The organism is Wohlfahrtiimonas larvae (assembly GCF_002006755.1).
In the GTDB taxonomy this organism is placed as follows: Bacteria; Pseudomonadota; Gammaproteobacteria; order Cardiobacteriales; family Wohlfahrtiimonadaceae; genus Wohlfahrtiimonas; species Wohlfahrtiimonas larvae.
Map to the genome: position 1 here is coordinate 1 of NZ_MVDO01000124.1, position 12,735 is coordinate 12,735.

General features: G+C 38.1%; 16 protein-coding genes and 3 tRNA genes. 10 read left to right on the plus strand and 9 right to left on the minus strand.

Annotated elements, in window-relative coordinates; translation table 11 throughout:
• The 4 genes from BZK14_RS07405 to BZK14_RS07420 form a co-directional block, all read right to left on the minus strand.
• The coding region (locus BZK14_RS07405) for an L-threonylcarbamoyladenylate synthase (protein ID WP_077925906.1) at positions 1-465 on the minus strand (465 nt) is incomplete at its 3' end.
• 12 nt (positions 466-477) lie between these two features.
• The gene (locus BZK14_RS07410; protein WP_077925892.1) at positions 478-1,083 is read right to left on the minus strand and encodes an NUDIX domain-containing protein; all 606 of its coding nucleotides are present in this window, start codon (positions 1,081-1,083) and stop codon (positions 478-480) included.
• 1 nt (position 1,084) lies between these two features.
• Positions 1,085-1,726 (minus strand): orotate phosphoribosyltransferase, encoded by a 642-nt coding sequence (pyrE, locus tag BZK14_RS07415; protein ID WP_077925893.1) that lies wholly within the window; start codon positions 1,724-1,726, stop codon positions 1,085-1,087.
• 77 nt (positions 1,727-1,803) lie between these two features.
• Positions 1,804-2,460: a peptidoglycan L,D-endopeptidase MepK gene (locus BZK14_RS07420; RefSeq protein WP_077925894.1), complete on the minus strand. Its 657-nt coding sequence runs from the start codon at positions 2,458-2,460 to the stop codon at positions 1,804-1,806.
• 236 nt (positions 2,461-2,696) lie between these two features.
• On the opposite strand from BZK14_RS07420, the gene dnaB reads away from it, so the two are divergent.
• From dnaB to BZK14_RS07440, 4 genes are all read left to right on the plus strand, one after another.
• Positions 2,697-4,076, plus strand: coding sequence for a replicative DNA helicase (dnaB, locus tag BZK14_RS07425; RefSeq protein ID WP_077925895.1), 1,380 nt, complete (start codon positions 2,697-2,699; stop codon positions 4,074-4,076).
• Positions 4,077-4,255: 179 nt separating this feature from the next.
• Entirely contained in the window at positions 4,256-5,371 is a 1,116-nt protein-coding gene (locus BZK14_RS07430; RefSeq protein ID WP_077925896.1) for an NAD(P) transhydrogenase subunit alpha, read from the plus strand.
• 2 nt (positions 5,372-5,373) lie between these two features.
• On the plus strand, positions 5,374-5,658 hold the full coding sequence (locus tag BZK14_RS07435; protein ID WP_077925897.1) for an NAD(P) transhydrogenase subunit alpha part 2: 285 nt from the start codon (positions 5,374-5,376) through the stop codon (positions 5,656-5,658).
• The gene (locus BZK14_RS07440; RefSeq protein ID WP_077925898.1) at positions 5,658-7,085 is read left to right on the plus strand and encodes an NAD(P)(+) transhydrogenase (Re/Si-specific) subunit beta; all 1,428 of its coding nucleotides are present in this window, start codon (positions 5,658-5,660) and stop codon (positions 7,083-7,085) included. The genes BZK14_RS07435 and BZK14_RS07440 overlap by 1 nt, the downstream gene beginning before the upstream one ends.
• A gap of 171 nt (positions 7,086-7,256) precedes the next feature.
• Here the strand turns inward: BZK14_RS07440 and BZK14_RS07445 are convergent.
• The 5 genes from BZK14_RS07445 to smpB form a co-directional block, all read right to left on the minus strand.
• Positions 7,257-7,333, minus strand: a tRNA-Arg gene (locus tag BZK14_RS07445).
• 177 nt (positions 7,334-7,510) lie between these two features.
• Positions 7,511-7,587, minus strand: a tRNA-Arg gene (locus BZK14_RS07450).
• Positions 7,588-7,764: 177 nt separating this feature from the next.
• Positions 7,765-7,841, minus strand: a tRNA-Arg gene (locus BZK14_RS07455).
• 61 nt (positions 7,842-7,902) lie between these two features.
• Complete coding sequence (locus BZK14_RS07460; protein ID WP_077925899.1) at positions 7,903-8,265, minus strand: YajD family HNH nuclease; 363 nt, start codon at positions 8,263-8,265, stop codon at positions 7,903-7,905.
• Complete coding sequence (gene smpB / locus BZK14_RS07465) at positions 8,266-8,736, minus strand: SsrA-binding protein SmpB (protein WP_077925900.1); 471 nt, start codon at positions 8,734-8,736, stop codon at positions 8,266-8,268.
• A 198-nt stretch (positions 8,737-8,934) separates the two neighbouring features.
• Between smpB and BZK14_RS07470 the strand changes: the two genes are divergently transcribed.
• The 6 genes from BZK14_RS07470 to BZK14_RS07495 all read left to right on the plus strand — a co-directional run.
• A complete protein-coding gene (locus tag BZK14_RS07470; RefSeq protein ID WP_077925901.1) occupies positions 8,935-9,483 on the plus strand; it encodes a carboxymuconolactone decarboxylase family protein in 549 nt (182 codons plus the stop codon).
• 11 nt (positions 9,484-9,494) lie between these two features.
• Positions 9,495-10,067 (plus strand): TetR/AcrR family transcriptional regulator, encoded by a 573-nt coding sequence (locus BZK14_RS07475; protein ID WP_077925902.1) that lies wholly within the window; start codon positions 9,495-9,497, stop codon positions 10,065-10,067.
• 10 nt (positions 10,068-10,077) lie between these two features.
• The gene (locus tag BZK14_RS07480; protein WP_077925903.1) at positions 10,078-10,443 is read left to right on the plus strand and encodes a DsrE family protein; all 366 of its coding nucleotides are present in this window, start codon (positions 10,078-10,080) and stop codon (positions 10,441-10,443) included.
• Positions 10,444-10,578: 135 nt separating this feature from the next.
• The gene (locus tag BZK14_RS07485) at positions 10,579-11,460 is read left to right on the plus strand and encodes a LysR family transcriptional regulator (protein ID WP_077925904.1); all 882 of its coding nucleotides are present in this window, start codon (positions 10,579-10,581) and stop codon (positions 11,458-11,460) included.
• Between the two features lie 229 nt (positions 11,461-11,689).
• Positions 11,690-11,869, plus strand: a complete 180-nt coding sequence (locus tag BZK14_RS07490) for a hypothetical protein (RefSeq protein WP_077925905.1) — start codon at positions 11,690-11,692, stop codon at positions 11,867-11,869.
• 17 nt (positions 11,870-11,886) lie between these two features.
• Positions 11,887-12,735, plus strand: an 849-nt coding sequence (locus tag BZK14_RS07495; RefSeq protein ID WP_245831228.1) for an amidase, incomplete at its 3' end; no start/stop codon positions are given.

A 12,735-nucleotide genomic window follows, 5' to 3' on the forward strand; every position in this document is an offset into this window, starting at 1 on the left:
TTCTCTCAGATCTTCAGCGGTATAGTTTGGTAATGTCACCGTTGTTGATAATAAAGGCTCTCCCAATGCTTCTAACAAATCCTGTGTAATTTTATGATCAGGCACACGCAAACCAATTGTTTTACGTTTAGGTGTTAAAAGTTTTTTAGGAATATCTTTAGAACCTTTTAATATAAAAGTATATGCACCAGGTAAAACAGCCTTTAATAAACGATATTGACTATTATCCACCATCGCATAGGTTGCTAACTCTGACAAATCTCTGCATACCAATGAGAAAAAGTGATCATCACTAACCTCACGAATACGACGAATACGCTCCATCCCTTGCTGATTACCGATCATACAACAAAAAGCATAACTAGAGTCAGTGGGATATACTAAAATACCATCTTTACGTAAAATTTCCACTGCCTGCGCTATTGCTCTTGGCTGGGGATTTTCTGGATGCATATACAAAATCATAATAACCTCGAATTACCTTCTTTGATATCTATGATGATTCAATTGCAACCATTGTAGCGCAATAATTGTAGATGCGGTTTGAATTTCCCCATTTAATATCATTTCCATTGCCGCTTCTCTTGATACAACAAAAGCTTCAATGTCTTCATGCTCTTCTGACAAACCGAAATAACCACCTGCTTTTGATAGGTCCGTTAAAGCTAAAAATAAATATAATTTTTCATTACTTCCACCCACAGATGGAAAAAAATCACAAATAGGTGTTAAATTGCTAATATTCAAACCCGCCTCTTCCATTGCCTCACGCTCAGCAACATTAACAAAAGCTTCGTCTGTTTTATCTACCAATCCTGCCATCAATTCGATTACCCAAGGTGATTCCATTTTGCCTGCAGATGCAATGCGCAATTGTCTCGTCAATAAGACTGTATCGTTCACAGGATCATAAGGTAGAACGGCTACAGCATCTAACCTTACAAATACTTCGCGACGAACATTTTTGATCATTTCACCATTAAAGGTGGGATGATCAAAAATTAACTCATCGATCTTAAAGAACCCATCATATTTGCGAGTTAAACTACTAACTTTAATTTTCTGAGCATCTGGCAATGTCATTCTACACTCCATATTGATCGCGATATTTCTTCATATTCTCAAGTGTTTCAATGTTATCACCCGATGCTTCTAAATAACTAATCAGATCCCCCATAGAAATTAAAGAACACACTGTTAAACCATAATTTTGTCGCATTTCTTGCACTGCCGACAACTCAGATCGCCCACGTTCTTGACGATCTAGCATCAGTACAACACACGCGGGTTTAGCACCTGCTTTTTCAATCAACTCAATGGATTCACGGATCGCAGTACCTGCTGTCATCACATCATCAATCAATAAAACATCACCCTGCAAAGCAGAACCTACAATCATTCCACCTTCGCCATGATCTTTGGCTTCTTTACGGTTAAAGCTCCAAGGATAATTTTGGTGATACTTATTATACAAAGCTGATACTGTTGAAGAAACTAAAGGAATACCTTTATATGCTGGACCGAACAGCATATCAAAAGATAGTTCATTCTCTTTGATCATTTCAGCATAAAACTCACCTAACTTTGCTAATGCCTCACCCGTATTAAATGCACCCGCATTAAAAAAGTATGGACTAATACGACCAGATTTTAATGTAAACTCGCCAAACTTTAATGCCTCATATTGAATAGCTAATTCGATGAATGCTTTTTGATGATCCTTCATGATGCTTCCTAAAAACTTAAATATAAAAAATGTACGAAAAAAAAGCCATGTAACCATGGCTAATTGCTTCTATTAAATTAACGACCCCAAGTTCTCACTTGTCCGCTATCAATATGTACGAAATTAGAACGACTATAGTAACCAACACCACCAGCTTTTAAAGATAATGCTGCTCGTCTGATATTAGAAGTTGATGTGCCTGGCATTCTGATATCAATTGCACGACCACGCATATGGAAGCTATTCTTTGCCACCCCTTTTTGCGTGCGGCTTAACATTGCGTTGGTTTGTGGCGATCTATAACCACTCAGTGCATGAGTTGGCTTATGGTAATCTAATTGTAAGCGCAATGCGAATAACTGATCTAAAACATGCGGGTCATATAATTTTGCTGTTTTAGTTCTGCGATCACGCAATGCCCAAGAGATCTCATCCAAAGATTCGCGAATATAACCTTCACCAGGAATCCAATAAATAATGCGACTTGTTTCACCCAAAGCAGGTGTAAAAATTCTTAGCTCGCGTTCTTTAGTGACAGCTTCTTTTGCCAATGCAGGTTGCATTGCAAATACGCCCATTAAAGATGTTGCTGCTACAGCGCCAGTAGCTAATTTTAATAAATTTCTACGATTTTCGCACACTAAATCGTTATGTGCTGAAATATATTGTTCATACAATAAGGTATCGTCAACCGTTTCAATGATATTAGGCTGATTACTGTTGAGAGTATCCATACTACCTCTTTGTTTTAGTTTTTAAATGCTACACCTCTGAAATTTACAATTTCTTTGTAAATCTACTATAAATTAAATTTATCTTCAATTAATAAACCCTGGCAATTCTAACCATATAAAACTTTTCACGCAAGGGGAAAAATCAAAAAGAGCATTGCTAGATAAAAGAATACTGATCTATGTTAGAATTATTGCTTCAAAAATCTTCACTTTAATGTTTGGAATATTGTGTACTCATGGATGACCAACAACTTCAACAACTTAAAATACCTCCTCATTCTATAGAAGCAGAGCAAGCATTATTAGGAGCCCTACTTTATGATACTGAAGGCTGGCAAAGAATTGATGGTAAGCTCAATCCTATCGATTTTTATCGTGGCGATCATAGACTAATTTTCACGACAATCCAACAACTTGCTGAAAGTGGCAAACCTATTGACATCCTAACTGTAGCAGACCAACTAGAGCAACAAAACAAGTTAGATGATGCAGGTGGCCGCCCTTATTTAGCAATGCTCGCTTCTGAAACAACTGGCGCAACAAATATTACAGCTTATGCCGACATTATCAGAGAGCGCTCCATCGTACGCCAATTGATAGGGGCAGGCTCTAAAATTGTTGATAATGGTTTTAACCCTGAAGGAAGAACGTGCGCAGAATTATTAGAAGAAGCTGAAAAAAGTGTTTTTGCCATCGCAGAACAAGGCACAAAAGCAGGTGAAGGCTTACTTGACATCAATACAGTTTTACAAGCCTCTCTTCAACGTTTAGAAGAGTTAGGCAAAATCGAAGATGGTATTACAGGTGCACCCACAGGTTTATCTGAATTTGACAATATGACATCTGGCTTACAAAATGGCGACATGATTGTTGTTGCTGGCCGCCCTTCCATGGGTAAAACAACTTTTGCTATGAATATTGTTGAAGCTGTTGCTATCTCAACCAAAAAACCCATTGCTGTATTCAGCTTAGAAATGCCCGCTGAACAATTGGTGATGCGTATGTTCTCTTCACTTGGTCGTATCGAGCAAACCAATTTACGAAAAGGTAAATTAGATACCCATGAAATGCAACGTCTAGTCAGCGCAACCAAACAATTAAATCAAACAAAAATATTTATTGATGATGCAGGTGGATTAAGTCCCTCAGAAATGCGTGCGCGCGCCCGTCGATTGAAGCGTGATCATAAAGATCTTGGTCTAATCATGGTAGACTACCTTCAATTAATGAAGGTTCCCGGGCTGGGCGATCAACGTGTTGCCGAAGTTTCGGAAATTTCACGTTCATTAAAATTGATGGCTCGTGAACTAGAAGTCCCTGTGATTGTGCTTTCACAGCTCAACCGAAGCCTAGAGCAGCGCCCTAATAAACGTCCTATTATGAGCGACTTACGGGAATCCGGTGCAATTGAGCAAGATGCCGACTTAATATGCTTTGTATATCGCGATGAAGTCTACAACCCTGATAGCCCAGAAAAAGGAATTGCTGAAATTATTATAGGCAAACAGAGAAATGGCCCTATTGGAACAGTAAAAGTAGCTTTCCAAGGAAAGTATTCTCGATTTACTGATTTAACAACAATTGACTACGGTCATACAAATTTTAATGATGATTAGATATGCTAATAAAATTCAAATAGTTAACATGTAAAAACACTAAGCTAGAACATTCATAACAAAATCATTTAGCACAAAGATTGAACAAAATTAATAAATTATTTCATGTAAATACGGATAATTCAAAAATATGGTAGGATTATCGAACCTATATTAACCGCAATTTTAAGGTGTAGAACATGACACAAAATATTATTGTCCTTAAAGAAGGAGCTCTAAAAGAGAAGCGCGTTGCGCTTGATCCTTTAGTAGCAAAAAGATTTAAAGATCTTGGATTTACCGTTACTTTAACACCTGATGCAGGTAAAAATGCATATTTTCCTGATACTAGTTATCAAGATATTGCTGTAGAAACACCTAAGTTTAACGAAAATGATATCATTCTTTGTGTTCAAGCACCGAGCATTGAAACAATCAAAAACTTAAAAGCAGGCACAATCTTGGTTGGGCTACTCAACCCTTATCAAAACCCTGAAATTGTGAAAGCTTTAAAAGATCACAAAATCACATCCTTGGCAATGGAATTAATCCCTAGAATCACCCGCGCACAAAGCATGGATGCATTATCATCTCAAGCAACCATCGTAGGCTATGAAGGTGTATTGATGGCGGCATCATTGTCCCCTCGTTTATTCCCAATGTTAACAACAGCAGCGGGTACAATTCGCCCTGCTAAAGTTGTTGTGATTGGTGCTGGCGTTGCTGGCTTACAAGCCATCGGTACAGCACGTCGCTTAGGCGCACAAGTTGAAGCGTATGACATTCGCCCAGACGCTAAAGAACAAGTTGAATCATTGGGGGCAAAACTCATTGATACAGGCGTTAATGCCGCAGGTGAAGGTGGTTATGCTCGTGAATTAACTGAAGAAGAAGTGGCAATGCAAGCTGAAGCATTAAAAAAACATTTAAGCAAGGCACATGCTGTTATCAGTACTGCTGCAATTCCAGGCCGTAAAGCACCTACAATTATTACCAAAGATATGGTAGATGGTATGCTAGAAGGTGCCGTGATCATTGATCTTGCTGCTGAAACTGGTGGCAACTGTGAATTAACAAAAGCAGACAGCATTGTTCATTACAATCATGTCACCATTTCTGGCCCTGTAAATGTTGCCTCACGTGCACCATTACACGCATCAGAAATGTATGCTAAAAACCTATTGAATTTACTTTCACCATTCATGGCAGAAGGACAATTAACTTTAGATTATGACGATGAAGTCATTGCACAATGCTTACTCACAAAAGATGGTGAAATTGTGCATGAACGTGTTCGTCAAGCATTGGAGAAATAATTATGATCACACTTTTCGTCATCGCTTTAGCTGCCATTGTAGGTTTTGAGATTATTTCTCGCGTACCTGCAATCCTACATACGCCGCTCATGTCAGGTTCCAACTTTATTCATGGTGTTGTATTAATTGGCGCAATGATTGCATTAGGTGAAGCAGAGGGCTTCTGGCAAACAACATTAGGCTTTATCGCTGTTGTATTTGGTGCCGCAAACGCTGTTGGTGGCTATGTTGTTACTGAGCGCATGCTAGAAATGTTCAAACCAAGCGATAAAAAGGGGAATAAATAATGACTGGTTTATTACAATTTATTGTTAATCTTGGCTACTTTGCAACCGCCATTACATTTATTTTTGCCTTAAAACGCATGAGCCATCCTTCTACTGCACGCTCAGGAATTGTTTGGGCGGGCTATGCAATGGCATTTGCGACGGTTTTGACATTCATCCACCCTGCTATTCATGGCAACTATTTCTTAATGATTTTTGCAATCTTAATTGGTGGTATCATCGCAAATGTTACGGCAAAAAATGTCGCAATGACAGACATGCCACAAATGATCGCAATCTACAATGGTGTAGGCTCTGCATCTGCAGCATGTATCGCAGCCATCACGCTACTACGCACCGGCATACTAGTAGAAGAACATAGCATTAGTGGCACTTTTCGCGAATTACCACCAATGTTATTATTGGCAGGCATCGGTGGCTTGATCGGTTTAGTTTCATTCACTGGATCTATTATTGCTTGGATGAAACTTGATGGCCGTATGAATAAAGTTGTACGCATCAAAGGTAGAAATGCAATCAATGGCGCACTGCTCATGGCTGCAATCTTATTTGTAATTATGCTTGCTAATGTTACAACTCACGATACAGCACCAAGTTATTCTTTAATAATTCTATTGTTTGTTGTTGCTGCAGCATTGGGTATCTTGATCGCCATTCCAATCGGTGGTGCTGACATGCCTGTTGTAATCTCATTATTCAATGCATTAACAGGCTTAGCTGTTGCATTTGAAGGTATTGCAACGAATAACTACGGTTTAGTTGTTTCAGGCATGGTTGTAGGTGCAGCAGGTTCTCTATTAACAATCTTAATGGCCAAAGCAATGAACCGCTCATTATCAAATGTATTGTTCTCTAACTTTGGTGAAGCACAAGCAAGCACAGAAGAAATTGCAGGCAGCTTAAAACCTGTTGCCGCCGGCGATGCTGCGATGACAATGGCTTATGCACAAAAAGTTATCATCATTCCTGGTTACGGCCTAGCAGTTGCGCAAGCACAACATAAAGTTGCAGAACTGACGAAGCTATTAGAAGATAAAGGTGTTGATGTTAAATTTGCAATCCACCCTGTTGCGGGCCGCATGCCTGGTCATATGAACGTCTTATTGGCAGAAGCGGGCATTCCGTATGATTTAATCTTTGACTTAGATGAAATCAACGAAGAGTTTAAAGACACTGATGCTGTATTGGTCATAGGTGCTAACGATGTCGTTAACCCAGTTGCAAGAACAGATAAGTCAAGCCCAATCTACGGCATGCCAATCTTGAATGCTGACATGGCAAAACAAGTATTTGTTGTGAAGCGCGGACAAGGTGCAGGCTTCTCTGGCATTGAAAACCACCTATTCTATTTAGATAATACTAATATGGTTTATGGTGATGCCCAGAAGATGGTTAACGATATGATTGCTTCCATCAAAACGCTATAATTAAAACTCAGTACATAAAAGCGCTCCATGTGAGCGCTTTTTTATTACCTAACCTATTGTAGTTATAAGCTATGAAGATATTATTTATATGATAACCAAATTGATTTAATAAATTTTTATCAAAGATAAATACCAAAAAACCCTGAAATAAATTTCAGGGTTTCTATTAATTGGCGCGCCCAGAAGGAGTCGAACCTCCGACCGCCTGGTTCGTAGCCAGGTACTCTATCCAGCTGAGCTATGGGCGCATATCTCAAAAGAGGTGAACATTATATCGTGTATTTCAATTCTGTCAATACCATCATTGATCAATAAACAACCAACTCAGAATAAATCAATCTTATGCAGGCTTATAAACTATAAGCTGAATTTCTAAAGATTCAATACCAAAAAACCCTGAAATAAATTTCAGGGTTTCTATCAATTGGCGCGCCCAGAAGGAGTCGAACCTCCGACCGCCTGGTTCGTAGCCAGGTACTCTATCCAGCTGAGCTATGGGCGCATATCTCAAAAGAGGTGAACATTATATCGTGTATTTCAATTCTGTCAATACCATCATTGATCAATAAACAACCAACTCAGAATAAATCAATCTTATGCAGGCTTATAAACTATAAGCTGAATTTCTAAAGATTCAATACCAAAAAACCCTGAAATAAATTTCAGGGTTTCTATCAATTGGCGCGCCCAGAAGGAGTCGAACCTCCGACCGCCTGGTTCGTAGCCAGGTACTCTATCCAGCTGAGCTATGGGCGCATATCTCAAAAGAGGCGCTCATTATAGCGTGATTTACTCTCTTGTCAAACTCCATTTCCGTCTATTTTTTAAGCATATCAGCCAATCCTGCAAAAGGATTATGTTTTACATCAACTTTTTGATCATCAGTGATAACATATTGCGCACGCAATGCTTCTTCTTGTCGTTGGTGTTCATTATCATGGCAATACAAACACAGCAACTCCCAGTTACTACCATCAGGAGGATTATTATCGTGATCATGATCTTTGTGATGTACTGTTAACTCAAATAAATTAGCACGTGTAAATTCACGTGTACAACGACCACAAATCCAAGGATACATGCCTAATGCACGTTCACGATAACCTGAGGCACGTTTATCAGCTTCTTTTCGCGCATTAGCAACAATCTCATCTAAACGGCTTTTAGAAATAGATTTCATTTAACCACCTTTCAATACGCGATGCTTTTCAATATTCCATTCACGTTCTTTAATTGATGCACGTTTATCATGATCTTTTTTACCTTTCGCTAAGCCAATCTCAGCTTTCACCATACCTTTTTTCCAATACAGACTTAACGGTACAATGGTATAACCTTTTCGATCAATACTCCCTAATAAGCGATCAATTTCATGCTTATGGAGTAGTAATTTACGTGTACGAATAGGATCAGCTTTAACGTGTGTTGATGCAGATGTTAATGGTGACATATGTGCACCAAATAAAAATGCTTCACCATCTTTAAATGTCACATACGCTTCTTTAATTTGCGCTTTTCCTGCACGAATACTTTTCACTTCCCAACCTTCTAAGCTGATGCCCGCTTCGATTTTCTCTTCAATGAAGTAATCGTGAAACGCTTTCTTATTGGCTGCGATTTGCGGATTAAACGCAGTTTTTTTCTTACTCATTCAATTTTCTCTAAAATTTGTGATAACAACATGTTCATAATCTACCACAATCCTGATTATTTTAGAATTTTACGCATGATAAAAACCAATAAAAACAGCAGATTTAATATTCAATTTGATTTTACTTACACTTAAAGTTACTATTAGTAACAATAAAAGTAACCAAACGTAACTTGAACTAAAAATGGAGCATAAATCATGTCAAAATTACCTTTAGTAACCTTAGAAACTGCTGATGATTTAGCACAACCTATCCTCAATCATGCCAAAACTAACTTTGGGATGATCCCCAATTTCTTTGCAGCCATCGGGATTGATGGTGCATCATTGAGTGGTTTCTTAACCTTTCAAGAAACATTGAACAACCATGCACAATTAACAGCCAAACAACGTGAGTTAATCGCCCTTACTGTTGCTAATTATAATGGCTGTCATTACTGCGTGAGTGGCCATACATTTTCTGCAAAACGTGCTGGCTTAACACCTGATGAATGTATAGATGCACAAAAAGGTAAAAGCGAAGATACAAAAGGACAAGCCATCATTGATCTTGCTTTAAACATTCTAAAAACCAATGCGCATTTGACGGATGAAATGTTGGCATCTGCCAAAAGCAATGGCATTACTGATCAAGAAATTATCCAAATTACTGCACTGACAGCATTGAATACCTTAAGCAATTGGGTTAATAATATTGTGGAGCCAACCATTGATTTTCCAAAGGTTGATTTAATCCCCAACCCTTAAAGGATATTCTCTTGAAAAGCCGATTACATAAAGATGAACGTTACGAGCAATTGTTAGAACTCGCACATCAAATCATTGATGAGGCAGGAACCGATGCTTTAACGCTCATTTCTCTTGCAGATAAAGCAGGCATCACAAAACCCATCACGTATCGTCACTTTGGTAATCGAAAAACTCTGCTATATACACTTTTTCAAGATACATTAACCAAACTTGCCCACAATATGGAAAATGGTATTAACCAAGAAGCTAATTCTCTTGATGATGCCATTCAAGTTTTCGCCAAAACTTATATGAAGTGCTTTGCAGAACATGGTAAATCCTGCTTTGCGGTGATTGCTGCGCTCAAAGCTTACCCTGAATACGCTATGATAGATTCAGAACTTCAATCCTTTTTCTGTCAAACATTGGAAGCTTCGCTTACCCCTTTTCTCCCCGAAAATAGCAAAATTCCAACAGTGACATTAATGATGATCTTTGGTGCAACCTGTACTGTGGGCGGTATGTTTATCAATCAACTCATCACAAAAGATGAAGTTGTCGAAAATGTTTCACGTTTAATTCGGAAATTAATCGAACCTTAAGGAGCTTAATATGGTTGATCTACTCATTACATTAACGCAACATGAAGCAGATGCTAATAATGTGACCATTGCATTCACAATGGGTAATGAAGCTTTAGCAAAAGGTTACAGCGCTGAAATCGTTTTATTATCCAATGCAGTTGCACTCGCCCAACAACACTACGATGATAAAATTGATATTGGCACACCATTCAAACCTCTGAATGAATTATTACCTGCATTTATCCAAGCTGGTGGCAAGCTCAAAGTTTGCAAAGCCTGCATGATTCATAATGGTGTTAAAGAAGAAGATTTAATCCCTGAATCCATCATTATCACAGCCCCAGATGTGATTGATCTATTGATGGAATCTAAGAAATCATTACAGTTAAATTAATTACCTTTGAAAGATACCAACTCAAAAGCTGAATTCACATTTAAATTCAGCTTTTTTATAGCCTAAAATTTTCTACCTATTTGCTTTATTGAATCACCATGATATTTTCACGATGAGTATTATAAAGGATTATCCATGGTTAAGAATCATCGAGTTTATTATTTTCATCAGGCTGTAAAATATGGTGGCATTCGCAATGCAGCAGATATGATGAATATTGCACCTTCCGCCGTGAGTCGACAAATTACCTTATTAGAGAATGAGTTAAAGGTTTCTCTTTTAGAAAAAAATTTACGTGGTGCTGTACCAACTGAGGCAGGTCAATTAGTTTTACAGTATTTTCAACAAACATTAGAGCAACAAGAAGATCTAATCGCCTCTCTTGCTTCTTTGCAAGGATTAGATCAAGGTAAACTTATCATCACAACAGGTGAAGGCTATTTGCGCTTATTATCCAAAGTCATTGCCAATTTTTCAGCCAAACATCCCAATATTGAAATCAACGTTGATGTTGTCGGCAGTAATAATGTTGTGAGAAGCATCATTGAAAATGAAGCACATATCGGCATCGCCTTCAATCCCGAATTAAATCCAAATATTCGCACACACTTTGAAATCCATCATCCAATGATGATATTCATGACACCTAACCACCCACTGAATGCAAAACAACATCCCATCCAATTATCAGAATTGGCAGAACATCGCTTGGCACTGAGCCATATTTCTCATGGCGTTCAACAAATCATCCAAAAAGCAGCCGATGATGATGGCATTCATTTAAAGCCGAGCTTAGTATGTAACTATCTTCATCTACTAAAAAGCTATGCCAGTGAAGGTGGCATTGCACTATTACCCAATTTTATGCGATATGAAGATGACAAAAATATTGTGCTGAAAAAGCTGGAACATCAATATTTTAATCAAACTCAAACCAAAATCATGAGCAGATTGGGCAGACAATTACCCCCCGCTGCTAATAAATTTCTCCAAGAAGTAACCAAGATATTTTCATAGAATCATTCAGTCATATATTTTTACATCATGTTAAGTTGACCTTTGGATTAAATATTAAACAAAATTTGCCTAATACGATAATTTTGTATTAGGATGCTTAACATTCATGAAATATTCCATTGACTACGGCGCCTAGTCAGCTATTGCACCCTCGGTACTTAAAATCCCAATCATTCCATAGACTTTTGGGAAATTTTGTTCTACGTCTATACATTTCAAGGAGAAAAAGATGTCCTATTCAGCAAAAGAGCTATTAGAACAACGTCAAATCAAAGTTAATCCCAAAAGAATTGATGAAGTTGAATCCCGCTGGAAAGCCATTGTTGAAATGCGTAAAAACATTCAAACAACAAAGCTAGCAGATGCTGATATTTGCTTGGTTAACACAGCCGGCAAAGATCATATCTAATATTTTGGAGGATATTCATGTCTAATCATCAAGTTTTATTGCCTGTGAGCGAACTTGCAGAACTCATCAAAACAAAACAACTCACATCCGTTGAACTGACCAAAATGGTACTAGAACAAGCTCATCGTTTGAATCCAGAAATCAATGCTTATATCTCATTCAGAGATGAACAAGCTTTGGCAGAAGCAGCAAAAATGGATCAAGAGATTGCTGAAGGTAGATATCGAGGGCCTTTACATGGTATTCCGATGGCAATCAAAGATAATATTTACATTGGTGGCGAAGTCACAACAATGGCTTCTAAATACCATGAAAACTTTGTTTCTGAAGATGATGCTACTGTCATTGCCAAACTGAAAGAAGCAGGTGCAGTTTTACTCGGCAAACTCAATATGCACGAATATGCTTGGGGTATTACTAATAATAGTCCACATTTTGGCCCTGTTAAAAACCCTTGGAAATTAGAGAAAATCCCAGGTGGATCAAGTGGTGGTTCAGGTGCTGCAGTAACAGCAGGTATGACACCAGTAACATTGGGGACAGATACAGCGGGATCTATTCGCATTCCATCTTCTGCTTGTGGTTTAGTGGGCTTAAAACCAACGCATGGTTTAGTTGCTAAATATGGCTGTTTCCCATTGGCTTGGACATTAGATCACATTGGCCCAATGGCTCGTACAGTTGATGATGCAGCCATTGTATTACAAGCAATCGCAGGCTTTGATCAACGTGATCCAACATCTAAACAAACACAAAAATTAGATTATTTAGCCAATATCAATGATTCATTGAAAGGCAAAGTGATTGGTATTGAAGAAGAATATTTCTTTAAAGATGTAGATGCTCCGATTGAAAAACTTGTGCGC